At 72.0% G+C, this 20,972-nt stretch carries 19 protein-coding genes; 4 read left to right on the top strand and 15 right to left on the bottom strand.

The features are described from left to right. Nucleotide 1: 1 nt before the first annotated feature. The 9 genes from NIE79_RS15820 to NIE79_RS15780 all read right to left on the bottom strand — a co-directional run bounded on the left by NIE79_RS15820 (nt 2) and on the right by NIE79_RS15780 (nt 7,093). Nucleotides 2–145 (bottom strand): hypothetical protein, encoded by a 144-nt coding sequence (locus NIE79_RS15820; protein WP_238679316.1) that lies wholly within the window; start codon nt 143–145, stop codon nt 2–4. A 375-nt stretch (nt 146–520) separates the two neighbouring features. Continuing rightward, the gene (locus NIE79_RS15815; protein WP_238679315.1) at nt 521–778 is read right to left on the bottom strand and encodes a hypothetical protein; all 258 of its coding nucleotides are present in this window, start codon (nt 776–778) and stop codon (nt 521–523) included. Between the two features lie 422 nt (nt 779–1,200). After that, complete coding sequence (locus tag NIE79_RS15810) at nt 1,201–1,770, bottom strand: carboxymuconolactone decarboxylase family protein (RefSeq protein ID WP_238679314.1); 570 nt, start codon at nt 1,768–1,770, stop codon at nt 1,201–1,203. A gap of 83 nt (nt 1,771–1,853) precedes the next feature. Further along, the gene (locus NIE79_RS34025) at nt 1,854–2,480 is read right to left on the bottom strand and encodes a restriction endonuclease (RefSeq protein WP_238679313.1); all 627 of its coding nucleotides are present in this window, start codon (nt 2,478–2,480) and stop codon (nt 1,854–1,856) included. A 234-nt stretch (nt 2,481–2,714) separates the two neighbouring features. Then, on the bottom strand, nt 2,715–3,287 hold the full coding sequence (locus NIE79_RS15800) for a hypothetical protein (protein ID WP_238679312.1): 573 nt from the start codon (nt 3,285–3,287) through the stop codon (nt 2,715–2,717). 51 nt (nt 3,288–3,338) lie between these two features. After that, on the bottom strand, nt 3,339–4,004 hold the full coding sequence (locus NIE79_RS15795; RefSeq protein ID WP_238679311.1) for an endonuclease domain-containing protein: 666 nt from the start codon (nt 4,002–4,004) through the stop codon (nt 3,339–3,341). Beyond that, the gene (locus tag NIE79_RS15790; protein WP_238679310.1) at nt 3,962–4,279 is read right to left on the bottom strand and encodes a hypothetical protein; all 318 of its coding nucleotides are present in this window, start codon (nt 4,277–4,279) and stop codon (nt 3,962–3,964) included. The genes NIE79_RS15795 and NIE79_RS15790 overlap by 43 nt, the downstream gene beginning before the upstream one ends. A 199-nt stretch (nt 4,280–4,478) precedes the next feature. Continuing rightward, on the bottom strand, nt 4,479–6,104 hold the full coding sequence (locus tag NIE79_RS15785; RefSeq protein WP_238679309.1) for an ABC transporter permease: 1,626 nt from the start codon (nt 6,102–6,104) through the stop codon (nt 4,479–4,481). Continuing rightward, nucleotides 6,101–7,093 (bottom strand): ABC transporter ATP-binding protein, encoded by a 993-nt coding sequence (locus tag NIE79_RS15780; RefSeq protein ID WP_238679308.1) that lies wholly within the window; start codon nt 7,091–7,093, stop codon nt 6,101–6,103. The genes NIE79_RS15785 and NIE79_RS15780 overlap by 4 nt, the downstream gene beginning before the upstream one ends. A gap of 111 nt (nt 7,094–7,204) precedes the next feature. On the opposite strand from NIE79_RS15780, the gene NIE79_RS15775 reads away from it, so the two are divergent. Beyond that, a complete protein-coding gene (locus NIE79_RS15775; protein WP_238679307.1) occupies nt 7,205–8,047 on the top strand; it encodes a TetR family transcriptional regulator in 843 nt (280 codons plus the stop codon). Between the two features lie 44 nt (nt 8,048–8,091). On the opposite strand, the gene NIE79_RS15770 is transcribed toward NIE79_RS15775, so the two are convergent. Continuing rightward, nucleotides 8,092–9,885, bottom strand: coding sequence for an ABC transporter ATP-binding protein (locus tag NIE79_RS15770; RefSeq protein WP_274524154.1), 1,794 nt, complete (start codon nt 9,883–9,885; stop codon nt 8,092–8,094). A 79-nt stretch (nt 9,886–9,964) separates the two neighbouring features. Between NIE79_RS15770 and NIE79_RS15765 the strand changes: the two genes are divergently transcribed. Then, nucleotides 9,965–10,396, top strand: coding sequence for a MarR family winged helix-turn-helix transcriptional regulator (locus NIE79_RS15765; RefSeq protein ID WP_238679306.1), 432 nt, complete (start codon nt 9,965–9,967; stop codon nt 10,394–10,396). A 98-nt stretch (nt 10,397–10,494) separates the two neighbouring features. After that, the gene (locus NIE79_RS15760; RefSeq protein ID WP_238679305.1) at nt 10,495–12,279 is read left to right on the top strand and encodes an N-acetylglutaminylglutamine amidotransferase; all 1,785 of its coding nucleotides are present in this window, start codon (nt 10,495–10,497) and stop codon (nt 12,277–12,279) included. Nucleotides 12,280–12,304: 25 nt separating this feature from the next. Here NIE79_RS15760 and NIE79_RS15755 read toward each other — a convergent pair whose 3' ends face one another. From NIE79_RS15755 to NIE79_RS15745, 3 genes are all read right to left on the bottom strand, one after another. After that, nucleotides 12,305–13,438: a carboxylate-amine ligase gene (locus NIE79_RS15755; RefSeq protein WP_238679304.1), complete on the bottom strand. Its 1,134-nt coding sequence runs from the start codon at nt 13,436–13,438 to the stop codon at nt 12,305–12,307. Between the two features lie 68 nt (nt 13,439–13,506). Further along, nucleotides 13,507–14,715 carry an RNA polymerase sigma factor gene (locus NIE79_RS15750; protein WP_238679303.1) on the bottom strand — a complete coding sequence of 403 codons (1,209 nt, stop codon included), beginning with the start codon at nt 14,713–14,715 and terminating at the stop codon, nt 13,507–13,509. Between the two features lie 2 nt (nt 14,716–14,717). Next, on the bottom strand, nt 14,718–15,071 hold the full coding sequence (locus NIE79_RS15745; protein WP_238679302.1) for a YciI family protein: 354 nt from the start codon (nt 15,069–15,071) through the stop codon (nt 14,718–14,720). 291 nt (nt 15,072–15,362) lie between these two features. Here NIE79_RS15745 and NIE79_RS15740 point away from each other — a divergent pair, with 291 nt between their 5' ends. Further along, nucleotides 15,363–16,685 carry a flavin monoamine oxidase family protein gene (locus NIE79_RS15740; protein WP_238679301.1) on the top strand — a complete coding sequence of 441 codons (1,323 nt, stop codon included), beginning with the start codon at nt 15,363–15,365 and terminating at the stop codon, nt 16,683–16,685. A gap of 109 nt (nt 16,686–16,794) precedes the next feature. On the opposite strand, the gene NIE79_RS15735 is transcribed toward NIE79_RS15740, so the two are convergent. Both NIE79_RS15735 and NIE79_RS15730 read right to left on the bottom strand, forming a co-directional pair. Continuing rightward, complete coding sequence (locus NIE79_RS15735) at nt 16,795–19,428, bottom strand: discoidin domain-containing protein (RefSeq protein ID WP_238679300.1); 2,634 nt, start codon at nt 19,426–19,428, stop codon at nt 16,795–16,797. Nucleotides 19,429–19,655: 227 nt separating this feature from the next. Further along, nucleotides 19,656–20,855 carry an ROK family transcriptional regulator gene (locus tag NIE79_RS15730; protein WP_238679299.1) on the bottom strand — a complete coding sequence of 400 codons (1,200 nt, stop codon included), beginning with the start codon at nt 20,853–20,855 and terminating at the stop codon, nt 19,656–19,658. Between the last annotated feature and the right edge of the window lie 117 nt (nt 20,856–20,972).

Below are 20,972 nucleotides of genomic sequence, written 5' to 3'. Positions count from 1 at the left end.
GTTAGAGGCTGTCGAGGATGGCCAGATGGCCATGGCTGGTCGCGCCGTCCAGCTCGATGTTGACGCGTTCCGCCTCGGCGAACATGTCGAGGTAGATCGTGCGGGCACCGACCCGTACCAGCGCCTGCCGGGTGAACCTCGGCATTCCCGGACACCCGGCGACTGACGCCGTACGCCCCACACGTCGAGCGCGCCCAGACGACTGAGCGCCCCGCGCCCTCCCGCATACGCCAGCGCGGCGCGACGAGCCAACTCCGGCTCGATCCGCGCGAGAGGTGGCAGATCAGGGTCGGCATCCCGGACGAGCCCTCTATCGACGTAGACCTCCGGCAGAACCCGGACCACTCGGCCGGCCCGGCACGCGCCCTGGAGTGTCCACGGCGGCGCCACGCGGAGCACGTCCCGTCGGATAGCCAGGCCAGCTGGGCAGCCACCTACCCATGGCGATTGGCCGCCGCCGGTCTGGTCGACCCGGCGGCGGCCAATCGGGTCCGAGAGCGCCCGTCCGATCAGGTAGGCGCTAGGAGGTGAAGGTCCAGAGGAAGTAGAAGCCGGGGGCGTTGGGGCCGTACTGGCGGTACTCGCAGTAGTACCGACTCCAGAGGCCGGCCCGAACACCCTCACTGCCATAGCTGTTGCAGAACTGACCGTCGGAGTAGACGTTGCGCAGCGTGCCGCCCGGTGGATCCGCCGCAGCCGGAGCAGCGCTCAACCCGACCAATCCGCCCAGCGCCAGCGCCGCCACCGTCACCAGGGTCGCCCATCTGCGTCCGCGCATGAAGCCTCCTCACATCACCGTCCACGGTGCATGGCGGCTCCGCGTCGAGCCGAGACCGGGACATCGAAGTTCGTGAAAGTAAAGGCTTGCATGGGGACGTGCGGTTCGGCTCCCGACAACGGGCGGCGCTACCGCGACGATCCGCCAGCGATCTCCGTCGAATGGGCATCCGCCCTGGACACGGGTCAGCCGCTGTGCCACAGGTGGCGCCAGGACGGACACCCTGCTGGTGGGGCGATGGACGTGGCCGAAACGATCCTGCAGTCCCGATGCCGACAAGCGCTTGGGCGATTCCGTCCCAGGGCTTACCGAAGGCGAAGATGCCGCGCACGGGCGTTGCGACCGCCGAACGCTACCTTCTCAACAGGTCGGCGCACGCCCGCTGGCCCTGGGACAGCGTGGTCGGTGCGTTCTCTCCGGGGCTAACCGCCGAAGCTCAGCGCCTGCCGCAGATCCACGTCCAGGCTCTCGTTGTACTGCGGATCGGGCTCAGCCCCGGCAGCGCTGAGGACGGTGCTGAAGAAGCATCTGGCGCCAACGGCGAGAATCACGCTGAAGATATCCGCGTCATCGAGACCGTGGCCACGCAGGCCCGCGACGTCGGCCTCGGTGACGGAGTTCGCATCGGCCGCGACCTTTCCGGCGAAGTTGACGACCGCGACCTCCTGCGCGGAGAGACCGGCGCTGCCGTGGTCCGTAGCGATGGCGGCGACGGTCGGCGCGTCGAAGAACTTGTCGCGCAGGACCTTTCCGTGTGCCAGGCCGCAGTAGGAGGATTTCAGAGCCCGGGCGGCGGCGAGAGTCGCCAACTCGTAGCGGCGCAGCTCCATCCCGGCCTTCACCGCACCATTGAGCTGCTGCCATGCCACGTACGCCGCCGGGTTGTGGGTGAACAACCTGGTGTAGTTGGGCAGGTATCCCATCGCCTGTGTGTCCGTATCGAACATCCGCTCGGTGTCCGGTGACTGTTCTGCCTGCTGCAGGAAACTCATCCGACTCCTCCCATGCTTGACCCGGGACGGTACGCCGTTGGGACTGCGGACGCTGTCGGGAAATCGGCCCCGTCTCGGGCGCATCAATGCGATCCGCCTCCCGCGATGGACCCCAGCGCTGGTCTCCCCGTCCAGGCCCACATTTCCAGCGCGTTCCGGTCGACGAGCGTGATGTTGAGCTGCCGGGCCATCTGGATACCGTCGCCCGCGGTGAAGAAGCTGTTGGTCACGAGCATGCAGATCTCGCCACCGTGGATGTCTCGGCAGGTGCCGGCGAACCGCTGGATCGCGGCACTCCCTACCCGATTGCTGATGCTCTGCCGCTTGCACTGCACCACGACGCGTCGGCCGTCGGGGGCGATCGCCAGGACGTCCGCTCCCCGGTCGCCTGAGCCACCGCACACCGTCACGTTCCGAAAACCGGACGCGACCAGGATCCGGGCGAACCACTGCTCGAACTCGGGTCCGCTCATCGTGTCGGTCACCGCGATCAGTCTGTCCCGCTGGGCCTGCTCGGCCCGTTCGCGGGCCCGCTGCTTCGACACGACAAGACCCACCGTGGTCGCCGCCATGACGACGAGACTCACCAGGAGAGCGGACCAGTATGGATGCCGCTGCACGAAATCGATGACCATGCGGAGGAGCACGAAAACGACGACGGCACACAGCGCCAGAGCCCAGCCGTTGGCAGATCTGCCGCCACCGGCCACGCGGCGGACCGTCGATCGGCGCCGAACGCTACCCGTGCGCCGCCTTCGGTAGTGCGCCCGAACCCGCGCGCCACCCTTCCTGGTGTGTGACCTGACATACGGCACGAGCCACCTCCCCGGTCGAGGAAGCCTCAGTGTCGCGGTAGCGTGCGACAAGCCCCTGCACGGCCGTCGATGGTGTCCGGCACCCGTCAGTCGGCGCCCCACAGGGGAGCGCCCCCGGCACCGCCGCACTCAGGCGGCGGGCACCTCAGACGCTGCTGTGGTCCGGTCGACCAACGCCTTCCGCAGCGTCGCGGACTGCTCCACCGACCCCCCACGCACCCCGAGACTGTGCCGGGCCGCCCGGTAGTACCCGTCGCGGGCCTCGTCGACGCGGGTCAGCATTCCCGCCACGTCCGACGGCGGCTCGACGATTCCCCGGGCGAGCCGTTCGACCTGCCAGATCGCGTCCCGCCAGTTTGCGGCGGCGACAACGGTCGGCTCGTCGCCGAGCAGCAGCAGGTTTTCCCAGACGATGGTGCGCCGAGCGTCCGCCTCAGCCAGTCGGACAAGCCCCTCCTCGCGATCGATGGGGTGGCTCCGCGATCCCGGTCGGTGCTCGGCCGTCAGTCGCAGCGCCACCGCGTGACTCTCCTTGAGGGCGTGCGCGTAGTCGACGTACGCGTCGAGCCGTCGCTCGTCCCAGCGGACGCTCTGGCTTCGCCGCCAGCGGGCGCGGTCGGCGAGGGAGGTGGCGAGGATCGTGCCCAGGGTGCCAACCAGGACGCCGAGGAGCGCCGGAAGCTGCGTCAGGAGGTCGCTCACGCGGTCGAGGCTGCCAGCCCCGGGCAACCCCGTCCGCCCCGACCCACCGCGTCAGGTTCGGCGGGTCGCCAGGATGGCGAGGGTTTCCCGGCGTACTTCGTCGACGTCGTGCACGAGGCGACGGTGCGCGAAGCGGACGACTAGTATCCCGACGGCCGCCAGTAGGGCATCACGGCGCAGGTCGATCTCGCGCTGGCCTGGGCTGCCGTGGGTGGTGGCCCCGTCGAGTTCGATGTTGACCCGTTCCCGCTCGGCGAACATGTCGAGGTACACCATGCGCCGCCCGACCCGGACCGGCACCTGTCGACGGAACGCCGGCATGCCCGGACCGGTCAAGACGTGCTCGTGCCCCCAGATCTCGAGCGGGCTGCGGCAGCCGTCGGCGAGCCTGGCCACCAGTGTTCGGAGCGCCGCCCGGTCAATCAGCTTCGGGGCACCGGCCAGGGCCACCGCCAGCCTCTCGGGCGTGGTAAGCCATTCGTTGACTGCCCGGATCGCCGGTGCCCGTCGTTCGACGGGCGGCAACATCGGCCACGAGTCGACGAGTGCCTGCTCAAGTCGGGTGACCGTCAGGCCTCGCCGGATCACCACCTGCGGCGGCTCGACGGCAAACTCGCGCCGTCGATGCACGACCAGCCCGGGTCGGGTGCGCAGGCTGGCCCTCGCCGGTGTACTCAGGTGCACCAGATCACCGACCGCCTGCGGTCGCAACCCCATGCAGCGAGCGCGCTGAGGTGACTGATTGCGCCGCAGCCCCCCGCCCGGGCGAGAGCCGCCCGCTGACCCAGAGCAGGGCCGAGTCGACTCAGTGCAGGGGCGCCGGGTCGACCGTCGACGAGGTGCGTCGCCACGAACACCTCGGGAAGCACCCGCACCAGCTCACCGTTGCGGCACGCCTGCTGCAGCGCCCACTGCGGCACCTCCTGCCGACACGCCCCGAGCGTCACCATCCCCCCGCCAAGCTCCACCAGATCCCGAAGCACCGAGTTCACACCACGGACCGTGAAGCATCACCCCAACCCCCGCAACCACGTCACCCAGCCCTTTGTGGACAGCACCCGATCTGTGGACGATGCCCCGCCCCCATGGGCTTTCTGCTACAGCCGCAGTAATCGTTGGCAGCTCAGCAGGGCGACACGCCGAGGGAAGCCCTGTTTATCTGACAACGATCAAGGCGAGCAGGACAACGGGTCAGGACGGGACGTCGCGGTGCCGGAAGGCGGCCACGCCGACGGCGAGCAGGGCCGCGGCGACCGCCGCCAGCACCACCAGGGGAAGCGCCGCCGGGTCGACAGCGGGCACGGCCGGCACATGGGTGTACGGCGAGACGTTGAGCGCGGCTTGCGGCAACTCCAGCACCGCACCGAGCTGCCCGAGGAGCAGGAAGACCAGCAACGCCGTCCAGGACAGCGCCACCGACCAGCGGGGCAGCAGCCCGAAGATCGCGGTCACCACCCCGGCGATCACGAGCAGGGCGGGCAGGCGCAGCAGCGCGGCGCCGCCCAGCTCGACGGCTTGGCCGAGCGGGTCTCCGGTGACGATGCCGTAGCCGAGGCCGGTGGTCACGCCGGCGAGGAGCAGCAGGGCGATCGCGCCGAGTGTCGCGGCGAGCACCTGGGTGCCGAGCCAGCGGGTGCGGCTGACCGCCGTGGCGAGAGCGGCCTCCAGCACCCCGTCGGCTTCGTCGCCGCGTACGCGCAGCAGGGCCTGCACGACGTACGCGCCGATGGTCAGGGCGAAGAGGCCGAGCATCGCGGCCAGGTACGCGTTGATCAGGTCGGCTCCGCCGCCCATCGCGTTGATCGCCTCGGCAGCAGCTGGATTCGCGTCGATCATGTCGTCGAACTCGTCGGCGGCGACGCCCATGGAGAGGCCGAGCACGGCCACGCCGACCGCCCAGCCGAGCAGCGTGCCGCGCTGCATCCGCCAGGCCAACCCGGTGGGGCTGAGCAGCCGTGGCGCGGCGGTGGCCGGGCCGCGTCGGGGGGCGATCAGCCCGGCGCCCTGGTCGCGTCGCTCGGCGAGGGCGTACGCCAACGCCACGCCGGCGAGCAGCAGCGCAACGGGCAGGGCGAGCACCCACCAGCGTTCACCGTCGAAGGCTCGTACCTGGTTGCCCCAGCCGAGGGGGGAGATCCACGATGGCCAGGCGCTCCGCACGCGGGTGCCGTCGGCGCTCTGTTCGCCGAGTACGTCTCCGGCGGCGCGCAGCACGAAGGAGAGCCCGACGGTGGCGGCGGCGAGCGCGTTGGCGCCACGTGCGGTGACGGAGAGCTGGGCGGTGACCGCGGCGATCGCGGTGAAGGCGACACCGACGCCCCCGATCGCGGCCGCTGCCGCGACGGAGCCGGCGAGCGGCAGACCGGCGCCGGCCAGCGCGACCGTGAGCAGCACGGCGGCCACTGTGTTCGCCCCGACGATGACGAGCAGCGCTGCGGTGAGTGGCGCGTACCGGCCGACGACGTTGGCGCCGAGCAGTTCGGCCCGCCCGGTTTCCTCGTTCTGACGGGTGTGCCGGGTCACCGCGAAGGTGCTCAGCAGCGCGACGATCAGGGCCAGCGTCACGTACGTCTCGGCGACCACCACGGCACCGAGGTCGGTGCCGTGGATGGGGCCGTTGAAGGCGCGGGCGACCAGGCTGGACGCCGAGGTGGTGGCGTAGCCCTGCCGGGTTTCCTGGTCCGGGTAGATGCCGGCGACGCTGCCGGCGAGGGCGTAGCCGAGCAGGGGCGTGCCGAGGACCCAGATGGCGAGGCGGATCCGGTCGCGGCGCAGCACGAGCCGGGCCAGCAGGGTCGTACCGGTGAGGGCGCTCACCGGGCACCGCCCCGCGGCGCGTCAGCCTGCGCATCGACGTCCGAGGCGCCAACGGTGGCAGGGCCAGGTGAAGCAGGGACGGCGGCAGCGCCCGTGGCTGTAGCGGCCGGGTCGTCGCCGTAGTGGCGTAGGAAGAGCTGCTCCAGTGTGGGCGGCGTGCTGGTCAGCGCGCGCACGCCGAAGCGGATGAGCTGGCCGAGCAGTTCGTCGAGGTGGGCGGGCTCGACCTCCAGGTGGGTACGGCCGTCGACCTCGTGCACGTCGTGCACGCCGGGCAGCGCGTCCAGGCCGGTGACCGGGCGGGCGGTCTCGACGGTCACCGCCGTGCGGGTGAGGTGGCGCAGCTCGGTGAGGGTGCCGGATTCGACGGTGCGGCCCTCGCGGATGATGCTGACCCGGTCGCAGAGCGCCTCGACCTCGGCGAGCACGTGGCTGGAGAGCAGCACTGTGGCGCCGGCCTGCTTGACCCGCCGGACCTCGTCCTGGAACACCGCCTCCATCAGGGGGTCGAGGCCGGAGGTCGGCTCGTCGAGCACGTACAGCTCCACCGGGGAGGAGAAGGCGGCGACGATGGCCACCTTCTGCCGGTTGCCCTTGGAGTAGGTGCGGCAGCGGCGGGTCGGGTCCAGGTCGAAGCGGTGCAGCAGCTCGTCGCGGCGACGCCGGTCGAGGCCTCCGCGCAGTTGGCCGAGCAGGTCGATGGCTTCGCCGCCGGTGAGGTTGGGCCAGAGGCTGACGTCGCCCGGCACGTACGCCAGCCGGCGGTGCAGGCGGACCGCGTCGCGCCACGGGTCGGCGCCGAGCACCTGGGCGTCGCCGGAGTCGCGGCGGAGCAACCCGAGCAGGATCCGGATGGTGGTGGACTTTCCGGAGCCGTTGGGCCCGAGGAAGCCGTGCACCTCTCCCTGCTCGACGTGCAGGTCCAGCCCGTCGAGTGCCCGGATGGCGCCGAACGTCTTGACCAGATTGCCGATCGAGATGACGGGCATGGGGCCCCTCCTGCCGTTGGCTGGGTCGACAGTCACCACTGTACTGACCGCTGGTCAGTCGAATCAACGGTGATCGTGCCCACCGGTCAGGACGTCGCTAGGCTGGCCGGCATGACCGCCGATCCCGCGGACGACACCCGCACCCGGATCCTGCGCGCCGCGCTCGACCTGTTCGCCGAACACGGCTACCAGCGGACCTCGCTGCGCCAGATCGGCGAACGGCTGCGGCTCACCAAGACCGCGATCCTGTACCACTTTCCGGCCAAGGAGCACCTGCTCGCCGCCCTGGTCGAGCCGTTGGTGGCGGATCTGGAGGCGCTGCTCGACTCGGCTCGGACACAGCCCACCGAACGCGCCCGGTGGACGGTGCTGGAGGGCTGGCTGGACGTCATGCTCGCCCATCGCCGGCCGCTCGGCATGCTCTTCCACGACATCGCGCTGATCGGTCGGGGCGACACCTACCACCGCCTGATGGAGGTCGCGATGCGGGCCAACGACCTCATCGCCGGGCCGAACGCGGGACGTCGCGAGCGGGTCCTCGCGGTGCAGGCGGTGGGCGCGTGCAGCGATCCGGTCGTCTTCTTCACCGACGTGTCCGACGAGGTGCTGCGCGCCGACATGCTCGACGGCGTACGCCGACTGCTGGCCCCACTGCCCGCCGCCGTCGCGACCGGTCCGCGCATCGACGTCGCGGCCGGTCCGCCCACAGACGCCGCAGCCGGGACGCACACGGACGCCGTACTCGGGACGCACACGGACGTGACACCGGGGAGCGCGACCCCGGCGGAAGCGGCGAGCCGGCGTCGGCGGCCGGGACGGCCGCCCGCGCTGACCCGGGAGCAGGTCGAGGCGGCCCGGCGGATGCACGCGGCGGGCACCCACTCGGTGGACGCCATCGCGGCCGCGCTGGGTGTCTCGCGGGCCACCGTCTACCGCCACCTGACCGCGCCATAACGAGACAGTTTCGGGACGGTTTCGAGACGGTTGTGATCCGGGGTTCAGGCCGCCAGCGTGGCGTAGCGGCCGTTGCGGTCCAGCAGGCTGTCGTGGGTGCCGGCCTCGACGATCCGACCGTGGTCGAGCACCGCGATCTGGTCGGCGTCGCGGACCGTGGAGAGCCGGTGCGCGATGGTGATCGTGGTGCGCCCCTGGGCGAGCACGTCGAAGGCCCGCTGCACGGCGCGTTCGGTCTCGGTGTCCAGCGCGCTGGTGGCCTCGTCGAGGACCAGGATGCGCGGGTCGCGCAGCAGCGTCCGGGCGATGGCGAGGCGCTGCTTCTCACCGCCGGAGAACCGGTGGCCGCGTGAGCCGACCATGGTGTCGTACCCGTCGGGCAGCCCGGCGATCAGGTCGTGGATCTGGGCGGCGCGGGCGGCGTCCTCGATCTCGGTGTCGGTGGCCTCCGGCCGGGCGTAGCGCAGGTTCTCCCGGACGGTGGTGTGCAGCAGGTACGTCTCCTGGCTGACCACGCCGACGATCGCGGCCAGGTCGGCCAGGCGCAGGTCGCGCAGGTCGACGCCGTCGACGGTGATCCGGCCGGCGGTCGGGTCGTGCAGCCGGCTGACCAGCCCGGCGAGGGTGCTCTTGCCGGAGCCGGTCTCGCCGACCAGGGCGAGGCTGGTGCCGGCGGGCACGTCGAGCGTGATCCCGGCGAGGGCGGCGGTGTCGCTGCCCGGGTAGCCGAAGGTGACGTCCTCCAGGCGCAGGTGGCCGCGTACCCGGGCGGGGTCGAGGCGGACCGGCTCGGCAGGGTCGTCAACGTCGACCGGCAGGTCCAGGTATTCGAAGATCCGGGCGAAGAGCGCCAGCGACGCGGTGAGTGAGACACCTACGTTGAGCAGCCCCATCAGCGGCCGGAACAGGCCGCCCTGCAGGGCCGTGAAGGCGACCAGGGTGCCGATGCTCAGCGTGCCGGCGGTGCCGGGGAGGCCGGCGGCGAGGTAGATGACCGCCGGTACGGCGGCGAAGATGATGCTCATCGAGGCCATCCGCCAGCGGCCGGCCAGCTCACTGCGCAGTTCCAGGTCGACCAGGCGGGCCGAGGAGGCGGTGAACCGGTCGATCAGCGCGGGGCCGGTGCCGAGGGTCTTGGCCAGCTGTATGCCACTGATCGAGAGCCCCTCCTCGACTGTGACGTTGAGGTCGGCGAGTTCGCGTTGCCGCTGGGCGGTGATCTCGCGGCGCATCCGGGCGACGCGGCGGGTCAGCCAGATGGCCGGCGGCAGCACCACGAGCGAGACCAGGGAGAGCTGCCAGGAGAGCGCGACCATGGCGACAGTCGTGGCGACCACTGTCGTGAGGTTGGCGGCGACGGCGGTGGCGGTGGAGGTGACCACCGACTGCATGCCGCCGATGTCGTTGGTGATGCGGGACTGCACCTCGCCGGTGCGGGTGCGGGTGAAGAAGCCGAGCGACTGGCGCTGGAGGTGGCTGAAGACGTCGGTGCGCAGCCGGTGCATGACCCGCTGGCCGACCTGGGTGGAGATCCAGGTCTGCACGACGCCCAGGGCGGAGGTCACCGCCGCGACGGCGACCATCCCGAGGACCAACCAGACCAGCAGCGTCACGTCGCCCTGCGGCAGGGCCCGGTCGATCACGGCACGCAGCAGGAACGGGGTGGCCATCGCGATGATCGAGGAGACCACGATGATCGCGGTGACGGCGGCCAACGCGGGCCGGTGGGGGGTGAACAGGCGGCCGATGCGGCGCAGCGACACCTGACGGGCCTGCGCCTTCTCTTCGGCGCTGAGGGTGCGGTGGCCGCGGTCGCGGCCCTTCGGGGTGGGTTCCAAGGGGGACTACCTTTCGTCGGTAATTGCTGAGGTTACCTCATCATGAGGGAACAACCACGTCTCCTGCTACCGTATTCCGGTGACCGAGCACACCGTCGACAGCGCCGACGACGAGAGCCTGGCGGAGACGTTCTGGGCTGTGGCGTCCCGTCTGCGCCGGCAGACCCGGGACTCACTGGCGCCCTGGGACGTCACGCCCAGCCAGTCCCGGGCCCTCGGCGTCCTGGCCAGGCACGGCGAGGTACGCCCCGGCACCCTCGCCGAGCACCTGCGCATCGCGCCCCGCTCGGCGACCGAGGTCGTCGACGACCTCCAGACCCGGGGGCTGGTCGAGCGCCGACCCGACCCGGCCGACCGCCGGGCGACACTGGTCGCGCTCACCGAGGAGGGTGACCGCGTCAGCACCGCCATCCGGGCCGCCCGCCGGGCCGAGGCCGACCGCTTCTTCGGTCACCTCAACGACACCGACCGCGCCGAGCTGGTCCGCATCCTGCGCACCCTGCGCGGCTGACGGGTTTGCCCGCCGCCGGCACGGGTAGCCAGCGGCCCCGTCCGGTCGGCGGGACCGGCCGGCACCGGTCGGGGGCGAGGTGACGGGAGGCCCGGCTGATGTGCGGGATCAGCGGGGAGGCGCGATTCGACGGCCGCACGCCCGACGCGGCAGCTGTCACCCGGATGACCGACGCGATGCGCTCACGCGGCCCGGACGACGAGGGCCTGTTCGCCGACGGTTGGGTGACACTGGGGCACCGCCGGCTGACCATCATCGACCTGTCCGACGCGGGCGGACAGCCGATGGTCCGCGACGACCTGGGCCTGGCCCTGGTCTTCAACGGCTGCATCTACAACTACCCGGAGCTGCGCGAGGAGTTGCGCCGAGCCGGGTACACCTTCCACTCCACCAGCGACACCGAGGTGATCCTGGTGGCGTACGCGCACTGGGGTGAGCGTTTCGTCGACCACCTGGTCGGCATGTTCGCGATCGGGCTCGTCGACCGGGTCCGGCAGCGGCTTATCCTGGCCCGCGACCGGCTCGGCATCAAACCGCTCTACCTCGCCGAGACACCGGGACGGCTGCGGTTCGCCTCCACACTGCCCGCACTGTTGCGGGCCGGTGACGTCGACACCGGCATCGACCCGGTGGCGCTGCACCACTACCTGTCCTGGCACTCTATCGTGCCCGCGCCGCGGACGGTACTGCGTGGCGTGCGCAAGCTGCCGCCGGCCACCCTGCGGGTGATCGAGGCGGACGGGCGCAGCCGCGAGGAGGTCTACTGGCGACCCGACTACGTGCGCGAGCCCGCCGACGCGGGAATGGACGCCGCCGACTGGCGGGCCGCGATCGGCGACGCGCTGCGCGCGGCGGTACGCCGACGGCTGGTCGCCGACGTGCCGGTGGGGGTGCTGCTCTCCGGCGGACTGGACTCCAGCCTGATCGTGGCGCTGCTCGCCGAGGCCGGCCAGCAACACCTGCGGACGTTCAGCATCGGCTTCGACAGCCGCGACGGCGAGTCCGGCGACGAGTTCCACTACTCGGACCTGGTGGCCCGCGCGTACGACACCGACCACCACCGGATCCGACTGGCCGACGACGACCTGGTGCCCGCCGTCCGACGGGCCGTGCTGGCGATGACCGAGCCGATGGGCAGCCACGACGTGGTTGCCTTCCACCTACTCTCCGAGCAGGTGGCGCAGCACGTGAAGGTGGCCCAGTCGGGGCAGGGCGCCGACGAGGTGTTCGCCGGCTACGGCTACCACCAGCCACTGGTCGAGGCCCCCCGGCACGGCGCCGCCGAGACGTTCGCCGCCGCGTTCTTCGACCGCGGCCACGACGAGCTGCGCCGCATCGTCGGCCCGGCGTACGCGCTGGAGCACGACGCCAGCCGGGATCTGCTCGCCGGGCACCTCGCCGCGCCCGGGGCGCAGACCGCGCTGGACGCCGTGCTGCGCCTGGACACCCACCTGATGCTCCCCGACGACCCGGTCAAGCGGGTGGACAGCATGAGCATGGCGTGGGGTCTGGAGGTGCGTACGCCCTTCCTCGACCAGGACCTGGTCACCCTGGCCGCGCACTGCCCGCCGGAGCACAAGGTCGCCCAGGGCGGCAAGGGCGTACTCAAGGAGGTCGCCCGGGAGGTGCTGCCCGCCGAGGTGATCGACCGGCCGAAGGGCTACTTCCCGGTGCCGGCGCTGCGCAACGTGGACGGTCCGGTGCGCGAGCTGGTCGCCGAGGCGTTGCAGGCGCCGGCCGCGCGCGAGCGGGGGCTGTTCCGCCCGGAGTACGTGGCACACCTGCTCGCCGAGCCGGACCGGGCGGAGGCCGCGGCTGGCAGCAACAAGCTGTGGCAACTCGGTCTGCTGGAGCTGTGGCTACAAACCCACGACATCCGCTGATACCCGGTGCGTCGTAACGGGTGTGTCAGGCGGCGGCGGTGCGGGCGACCAGGTCACCGAGGACCGCGTGCAGGTCCCCGGCGCGCTCCAGCACCCGCCGCTGCCGGGTGGCGCCGGTGCCGTCGCGGCGCAGCCGGGCGAGCTGCGCCAACACGTACCCGAGGTCGCCGTGGCGCAGCAGGGCCGGGGCGATCACCGCCATCAGCTCGTCGACGAGTGCCCAGGCGGGGCGGGTGCCACCGGCACGCAGGTCGATCAACTCGCCGCCGAGACCGTCGTGGGCGGCCCGCCAGTGCGCCGCGGCGACCAGGCAGTCCCGGACGTTCGGGGCGCTCACCCCGGCGCGTACGTCGTCGGCGAGGGTGGCCACGAGGGACCGGACCAGCGCGGCGACCAGCACCGCGTCGTCCACGTCGGTGCAGACGTCACCGACCCGCACCTCCACCGTCGGGTATGTCGACGACGGCCGGGCGTACCAGTAGACCATCGCCGCGTCGAGCATGATGCCGGCGGCGATCAGCTCGTCGACAGTGCGGTCGTAGTCGGCTGCGGAGTCGAAGTACGGCGTCGGTCCGATGCTGGGCCAGCGTTCCAACTGCATCGAGCGCCAGCTGGCGTGCCCGGTGTCGTACCCGTCGTGCAGTGGCGAGTTGGTGGTGATCGCCTGTACCACCGGCAGCCACACCCGCAGGTGGTTGCAGACCTGCACCGCCAGTTCGCGGTCGGGCAGCCCGACGTGCACGTGGCAGCCGCACACCGCCGGGTCGTGCGCCACCGGCCCGTACCGGCGCGACATCGCGTGGTAGCGCGGTTCGTCGGGGACCGTCCGGTGCGGCTCGGCCACCGGGGTGGCGCCGACCGCCACCAGCCGGGCCCCGGCCGCCGTGGCGGCCTCGGCGGCGGAACGGCGCAGCGCCACCAGGTGCGCGCGCAGTTCGGTGAGGTCGGCGCAGACCGGGGTGACCATCTCCACCATGCTGTGCCGGAACTCCTGGCGGCTCTGGTCACGGGCGGGGCCGCGCAGCGCGGCGAGCACCTGGTCGGCGACCGGCAGGTTCCGACCGCTCTCCGGGTCGAGCAGCAGGTACTCCTCCTCCACGCCGAGCGTGAGGGTGGACAGGTCGGGTGCGGTGTCGACGACGGTCGGGCGGTACGCCATGGCCCCTCCCCATCCCCTGCTGCGGCGGTGCCTCGGGTTCCCGGGCCGCCCCTGCGGCAAACGCGCGCTCAGGGCGCCGCCAGGGCCGTCGCGCGTGAGGTGAGAAAGGCCCGTTCGGCCGCGTTGTCCGTCAGGGCGACGGCCGTCCGGTACGCGTCGACGGCCTCCTCGCCCCGGCCGAGTCGGGCCAGCAGGTCGGCGCGGACCACGTGGTAGACGTGGAAGCCGACCAGGTCGAGGCGGTCCACCTCGGTCAGCGCAGCCGCCGCACCGGACAGCTCGGCGAGCGCGACGGCCCGGTTCAGCGCCACCACCGGGCCGGGGGCGACCACTGTCAGCTGGTCGTACAGCTGGAGGATCTGGGACCAGTCGGTGTCGGCGGCGTCCCGCGCGGCGCTGTGCACGGCGGCGATCGCGGCCTGGATCTGGTACGGGCCGGGCCGGTCGCGGCGCAGGCAGCGGCGGACCAGCGCCTGCCCTTCGGCGATCAGTGTGGTGTCCCACCGGCGCCGGTCCTGCTCGGCCAGCGGCACGAGGTCGCCGTCGGCGGTGGTCCGCGCCGCCCGGCGGGCTTCGGTCAGGAGCATCAGGCCAAGCAGACCGAGCGCCTCCGGTTCGTCCGGCATCAGCTCCACCAGCAGCCGGGTCAACCGGATCGCCTCGACGCACAGCTCGGCGCGGAGCAGGTGCGGGCCGGCGCTGGCCGTGTACCCCTCGTTGAAGATCAGGTAGAGCACCGCGAGGACGCCGTGCAGCCGGTCGGGCAGGTCGGCGTCGCGGGGCACCCGGTACGGGATCCGCGCGTTGCGGATCTTCGACTTGGCGCGGACCAGCCGCTGCGCCATCGTCGGCTCCGGCACCAGGAAGGCTCGGGCGATCTCGGCGGTGCTCAGGCCGCCGAGCAGGCGCAGGGTGAGGGCGACGCGGGTGCTCGGGGCGAGCGCCGGATGGCAGCAGGTGAAGATCAGCCGTAGTCGGTCGTCGCGCACCGGTCCCTCCTCCGCGGGTGGGTCGGCGGCGTACAGCAGGGCCGCCTGGGCGTGCCGGTCGGCCCGGGAGGCCTCCCGCCGCAGCCGGTCGATGGCCCGGTTGCGGGCGGTGGTGATGATCCAGCCGGCCGGGCTGGGCGGCGGGCCGCTGCGCGGCCAGCGTCGCACCGCGATGACGAAGGCCTCCTGGACGGCCTCCTCGGCGAGGTCGATGTCGCCGAGGAGACGGACCAGGACGGCGACCGCGCGGCCGTACTCCGCGCGGAACACCGCCTCCACGTCCGGCACGGTCAGTTCCCAGCCCCACCCTGGAAGGGGCGCACCTCGATCGGCAGGGTGGTGGCCAGCGCGTAGCGGCGACCCCAGTGCAGGGCGGCGTCCAGGTCCGGCACGTCGATGATGGTGATGCCGCCCAGGTACTCCTTGCCCTCCACGAACGGTCCGTCGGTGATGAGCACCTCGCCGTCGCGGGGACGCAGCACGGTGGCGGTCTCCGGGCCGTGCAGCCCCTGCCCGAAGACCCACGACCCGGTGGACGCCAGCTCGTCGCGCAGCTCGCCAAGCTGACGCATCACCCCCGCCAGGAACTCCGGCTCCGGCAACTCACCCTGCGGCTGATGGATGCTGAGCAGGTAGCGCGTCATCGTTCCTCCTCCCGGGCGGCCGGCCCGTCGCCGACCTCTCATCCTCCACACGATCGGCCGCCGCTCGAATCGACAGGCCGCTGCAAGAAAGTTCTCGGCGGCCGACCCGACCCCGGTGTTGGCGTGCTCTTTGCTCTGCACCCGCCAATGCGACAGTGCCCAGGCCCGGGTGGCGCGTCGGCCGGTGGCGCGCCGGCGGGTGCAGAGCAAAGGACGAAGGACGGGATACGTCCGCCGGTGCCGCGACGGAGCCGGTAGTCATGCCCGCGACGGTTGTGGGTAGACCCCGGTGTGGTCGACGGCTTGCGGGTGGTGGTGGTCGGCGCCGGCTTCTCCGGTCTCGCGGCCGCGCTGGCGCTCACCCGTGCCGGCGCCCAGGTGCGATTGTTGGAGGCCCGCGACCGGGTGGGCGGTCGGGTGCTGACCCGGTGGCTGCCCGAGCTCACCCAACTCGACCTCGGGGCGCAGTGGATCGGCCCGACCCAGGACCGGATGTACGCGCTGGTCGCCGAGCACGGGCTGGCCACCTTCGCCTCGGCATCGGTCGGCGCGCCCACACTGCTCTGGGCCGGTGCGCGCCGGGCCGAACCGCCGGAGCGGGTGGGCCGGGTGCTCGGCCTGCTCGACGAGTACGCCGCACGTCTGGACCCGGCCGCACCCTGGGCGACGCCGGAGGCCGCACTGTGGGACCGGACGACCCTCGGCGGGTGGCTCGCCACCACGGCCGGGGAGGACGACACCGCCGACTACCTGGGGCGGCTGCTCGCCGGCGGGCTGCTGGCCACCGGCGCGGACGAGCTGTCCCTGTTGCACCTGCTGTTCTACCTGCGCAGCGCCGGCGGAACCGGGCCGTTGCTGGGGATGGCCGGCGGCGCGCAGCAGGACCGGATCGTGGGCGGGCCACCGGCGCTGGCCGAACGGATGGCCACCGCCCTGCCGCCGGGCGCGCTCACGCTGGCCGCGCCCGTGCGGGCCATCGAACAGACAGTCGACGGAGCGACGGCGTGGACCGACACCGGGCGCGTCGACGGCGACGCCGTGGTGGTCGCGCTGGCCCCGGCACTGGCCGGCCGGATCCGGTACGACCCGCCGCTGCCCCCGCTGCGCGACGGGCTCACTCAGCGCATGCCGATGGGTTCGGCGTTGAAGGTGCACGCCGTCTACCCGGAGCCGTTCTGGCGCGCCGACGGGCGTTCCGGGGTGGCCACCAGCAACGCCGGTCCGCTCACCGAGACGGTCGACAACTCCACCCCGACCTCGCCGCTCGGGGTGCTGACCGGCTTCAGCTACTCGGCAGACGCCGCCACGTTGCGTCGCATGTCCCCCGCGCGGCGTCGGCGATGCCTGCTGGAGGCGTTCGCCGGCGTGGTCGGGCCGCGCGCCGAGGATCCGGTGGATCTCGTCGAGCACGACTGGTCGGCCGACGAGTGGACCCGTGGCTGCTTCTCCGGTGCGCTCACCCCGGGCACGTGGCGGACGTACGGCCCGCACCTGCGGGCGCCGGTGGGACGCGTGTACTGGGCGGGCACCGAGACGGCCACCCGCTGGAGTGGCTACCTGGAGGGCGCGGTGCGCGCCGGTGAACGGGCGGCGGCCGAGGTGCTCACCGGTTGAGCGGCACGACCGCGGCCGGCCCGGTCTCGGCGGGACCGGGCCGGCCACGGCCCTGGGTGCTACCCGGCTGACCCGGTCACAGTGGACCGGGCCGGCGCGGGCGCCCCGGTCAGGGGTAGGTGGTCAGGTACACCTGCTGGTTGGCCGCGTTCGCGGTGCCACCGGCGTTGTTGATCACCCGGTTGATGGTGCCGACGCCTCCGAGCGAGACGGTGACCATGTTGGTGAAGCGGACGTTCGGGTTGGTGGGCACCTCGAAGGACCGCTCCTCGACCACCGCGGGGTTGACGTTGAAGTAGCTGTAGCTACCCAGCCCGAACGCCTGGTGACTGGTCACCGAATCGGCCACCTTGTACGCGGCGTAGCCCCGAGTCGACCCGTTCATCCAGGCTGCCTGGTTGGGCGGGTCGTAGGGCAGTTCGTTCTGGTAGAAGTACGTCCGCCCGCCGTTGCCGTTCCAGATGGTCTGGTACTTCTGGTAGTGCTCGACGAAGAGGCCGTACATGGTGACGTTGTCGCCGTTGACGGTGAGCCCGGTGTCGGCGGTGTTCAGCGTCCACCCGGTCGGAACGCCGCTGGCGGCGTGGTCGGCCCGCCACAGCCACATGTGGTCGCCGATCACGTTGTCGCTGTTGACAGTCAACGTGTTGGTGGCCTTGCCGACGTGCGGGCCGCCGATGCGGAAGAACACGTCGTGCAGCGAGGTCGGGTTCGTGGCGTGGTTCGCGGACGAGCCGGACGGCCCGACCTCCATCAGCACCGGCGAGTTCGTCGTACCGGCCTCGAACATGAGGCCGGCCACCTTCACGCCGTCCACATCGGCCACCCGCATTCCCACCGCGCCGTTGTCGGCCTGAATGGTGGCCAGGCCGAGACCGAGGACGACAGTGTCGGCCCGGTTGACCTGGATCGGCTCGGTGACGTGGTGCACGCCCGGGGTGAAGAGCAGGTGCCGCCCCTGGGCGAGGGCCGCGTTGATGGTGGCGGCGCTGGTGCCCGGCTGGACCACGTAGAACTGCGACAGCGAGATGGACGAGCCGGCCGGGGTCTTGTTGTACCAGCTGGTGCCGGTGGAGTTGGTGCGCAGCGCGGGCACGAAGACCCGGTACTCACCGGTGCCGTCGACGTACAGGAACGGCTTCTCCCGCACCTGCGGGGTCTGCGCGATGACGGTGTGCGACGGGTTGGGGAAGCTCGGCGCGGGAGCGCCGTTGACACCCTGGAAGACCATGTTCCAGACCGAGCCGGTCCAGCCGTTGCCGAACTCGCTGTTGCGGGAGTACCACTGCTGCTGCGAGCCGGAGACGACCAGGCCGTCGATGCGGGTGTCGGCCATCAGGCCACCGCTGGACCAGCCGTCGCCGCCGTTCCAGAGCTGGATCTGGTTCTGCGCGCCGCGCAGGTGCATCCGCCGGTACGGCGCCGCCTGGGACACCGCCCAGCGCTCCACTGTCTGCCCGGCGGGCAGGGTGACCGACAGGTTCTCGGCGGCCCGCCAGAAGTTCTGGGTGGCGTTGCCGCCGAACCAGAACGCCTCGGTGCGGACGTGGCCGTTGAGGTTGACGTCGTCGGGGCTCATGCCGAGGCCGGCGACCTGGGTGAAGAAGCCGAGGTTGACGTCGGCGGTGTAGGTGCCCGGCTTGAACAGCACCGCGTAGCGCTGCGGGCCGAACTGGTTGGTCTCCTGCTGGGTGAAGAGGGTGTTCAGTCGATTCTGGATGGTCGACGTCGGGGTGCTCGGGTCGAAGACGAACGTGTTCGGCCCGAGGTTGGGGTTGTACGGGTCGGTGGTGCCGACCGGTGGCTCGCTGGTGCCGCCGGTGGTGTTCACCGCCAGCTCCCAGAGCGAGTAGCCGTAGGCGGTGCCCCGGGCGGTGCCGTACATCCGCAGGTAGCGTCCACTGCCGGTGACGGTGAGGGACTGCGTGCCGCCGGTGGCCGTGGTGGTGGAGTAGATCGTCGTCCAGGTGGCCCCGTCGGCCGAGGTCTGGAGCTGGAAGGCCCGGGCGTACGCGGCCTCCCAGGTGAGCACCACCCGGCAGATGGTGCGGGTGCTGCCGAGGTCGACGCGCAGCCACTGCGGGTCGCTGGCGGCGCTGGCCCAGCGGGTGCCCGGGTTGCCGTCGACCGCCGCGGATGCCGCGAGGCCGGCGTCCTGGCTGGACGAGGCGGTTGCCGGGCTGCCCTGCGCGACGTTGGTGCTACCGCAGGTCGGCGTGCTGCCGCCGGTCTCGCCGTACACCTGGAACTCCCAGAGCGAGTAGCCGTAGCCGGTGCCCCGGGCGGTGCCGTTCATCCGTACGTAGCGGCCGGCGCCGGTGACGGTGAGGTTCTGGGTGCCGCCGGTGCCGGTCGTGGTCGAGTAGATCGTCGTCCAGGTGGCGCCGTCGTCGGAGGTCTGTAGCTGGAAGGCCCGGCCGTAGGCGCCCTCCCAGAGCAGGTTCACCTGGCTGATGGTGGCCCGGGTGCCCAGGTCGACCTGGAGCCACTGGGGGTCGCTGAACGTGCTGGCCCAGCGGGTGCCGGTGTTGCCGTCCACGGCCGCGGAGGCCGGGGTGCCGGCGTTCTCGGTGGACGAGGCGGTGGCGGGGCGGCCCTGGGACAGCAGGGTGGGGGCGGCCTGCGCGGGCGTGGCGGCGCCGGTCGGGGTGAGCGCCGCGACCAGGGCCACTGTGAGCCCGACCAGCAGGTGCCGGACGACGCGTCGAGGACGCGGGCGTACGGATGTTGCACGAGATGTCATGACATCGCCTGTCGATAGGGGGTACGGGGGGTGCCGCGCGGATGGGATCGGCTCGCCCCGTGGCGCCGTGGGTGGTGCCGCCGATGCGGCGTCGCGGGAGGGAGAGCGCTCTCGTAGGAGTGTTGCGGCGAGATTGCGACGGCGTCAAGACATCGATCTATAACTTCGTTATTTATCCCGAGGATCTTTTTTGCGTAATTTGCCGGCGGCGTCGACGTCGCCCCCGCTCAGCGGCGGACGCCACCCTCGGTGAGAAAGCGGGCGATCGGGAGGGTAGCCGCGCCCAACGCCACAGCGTCCACCCCGAGCCGGCAGAGCTCGATCGACGCCTGCTCGTACGGCTGGCGCAACGCCTGCCGGCCGGCGGCCTCGCGTACGGCCGGCAGCAGGTCGCCGAGGGCCATCGCCGCCCAGCCGCCGAGCACCACGCGCTCCGGGTTGAACAGGTTGATCAGGTTGGCCACCCCGGCGCCGAGGTAGCCGGCGGTGTCCTCCAGCACCCGTCGGGCGGTGGCCGAGGTCTCGGCGGCGGCGACCAGCGCGGCGATCTGGGACTCCTCGTCCTCGCCCGGCACCGGTCGACCCCGGCGCGCCTCCCGGTAGCGGTCGATGATCGCCTCGGCCCCGACGTACGCCTCCAGACAACCGCGCGCGCCGCACCGGCAGACCCGGCCGCCGTACACCAGTGTGGTGTGCCCCCACTCCCCCGCGCTGCTGGACGCGCCCCGGTAGGTGGCGCCGTTGGTCACCACCGACGCACCCACCCCGGAGCCGACAAGCGCGAAGACGGCGTGCCGGGCGCCCCGGCCGGCGCCGAACCACATCTCGGCCTGGCCGAGGGTCTTCGCACCGTTGTCGATGTGCAGCGGCAGGTCGGTGCCGGCGCCGATCAGACGCTCCAGTGGCACGCGGTCCCAGCCGAGGGCCTGGGCGTGCACGACGGCCTCGGTGCCCTGCTCGACCACGCCGGAGACGCCGATGCCGACGCCGAGCACGTCGCCGGGGGTCACCCCGGCCTGGCCGGTGACCGCGCCGATGCCGGCCAGCACGTGCCCGGCCACCAGGTCGGGCTCGGTACGGGCCGGGTCGAGCGGGTACTCGACGCTGGCCAACAGGGTCATCGCGAAGTCGAACAGCTCCACCCGGACCCGGGTCTCGCCGACGTCCACGCCGATCACGAAGGCGAAGCGGGGCGCGATCCGTAGCAGCATGCTGGGCCGACCGCCGTCGGACTCGGCGGCGCCGGCCTCGGCGACCAGCCCTTCGTCGATCATGTCGGCCACCACGTTGCTGACCGCGGGTTGGCTCAGCCCGGTGCTGCGCACCAGGTCCTGCCGGGTGAGCGGGCCGTCCAGGAAGAGCTTGGTCAGCAGGGCGGACCGGTTGCGCAACCGCACGCTGCGGTTGGTGGCACGCGCCAGCTCCACTCGTCACCTCGTTCCCGTCGGCCGTTCGAGGCGACTGTAACCGCCTCGTGCTTGACGACCCACCGGCCAGCAACTTTAATGACGACATAAATTAAGCCGTGATGTAACTCCCGGGAA

The sequence above is a fragment of the Micromonospora trifolii genome, assembly GCF_022229005.1.
Taxonomy (GTDB): Bacteria; Actinomycetota; Actinomycetes; order Mycobacteriales; family Micromonosporaceae; genus Micromonospora; species Micromonospora trifolii.
The sequence above is the reverse complement of the archived record's forward strand: the minus strand, read 5'-3'. Positions and strand labels throughout refer to the sequence as shown.

Excerpts from the sequence above, each read along its gene's own strand:
- NIE79_RS15815 (WP_238679315.1), bottom strand. The coding sequence starts at position 778 with ATGCGCGGACGCAGATGGGCGACCCTGGTGACGGTGGCGGCGCTGGCG.
- NIE79_RS15795 (WP_238679311.1), bottom strand. The coding sequence starts at position 4,004 with ATGGGGTTGCGACCGCAGGCGGTCGGTGATCTGGTGCACCTGAGTACA.
- NIE79_RS15820 (WP_238679316.1), bottom strand. The coding sequence starts at position 145 with ATGCCGAGGTTCACCCGGCAGGCGCTGGTACGGGTCGGTGCCCGCACG.
- NIE79_RS15810 (WP_238679314.1), bottom strand. The coding sequence starts at position 1,770 with ATGAGTTTCCTGCAGCAGGCAGAACAGTCACCGGACACCGAGCGGATG.
- NIE79_RS15745 (WP_238679302.1), bottom strand. The coding sequence starts at position 15,071 with ATGACGCGCTACCTGCTCAGCATCCATCAGCCGCAGGGTGAGTTGCCG.
- NIE79_RS15760 (WP_238679305.1), top strand. The coding sequence starts at position 10,495 with ATGTGCGGGATCAGCGGGGAGGCGCGATTCGACGGCCGCACGCCCGAC.
- NIE79_RS15775 (WP_238679307.1), top strand. The coding sequence starts at position 7,205 with ATGACCGCCGATCCCGCGGACGACACCCGCACCCGGATCCTGCGCGCC.
- NIE79_RS15755 (WP_238679304.1), bottom strand. The coding sequence starts at position 13,438 with ATGGCGTACCGCCCGACCGTCGTCGACACCGCACCCGACCTGTCCACC.
- NIE79_RS15735 (WP_238679300.1), bottom strand. The coding sequence starts at position 19,428 with ATGACATCTCGTGCAACATCCGTACGCCCGCGTCCTCGACGCGTCGTC.
- NIE79_RS15780 (WP_238679308.1), bottom strand. The coding sequence starts at position 7,093 with ATGCCCGTCATCTCGATCGGCAATCTGGTCAAGACGTTCGGCGCCATC.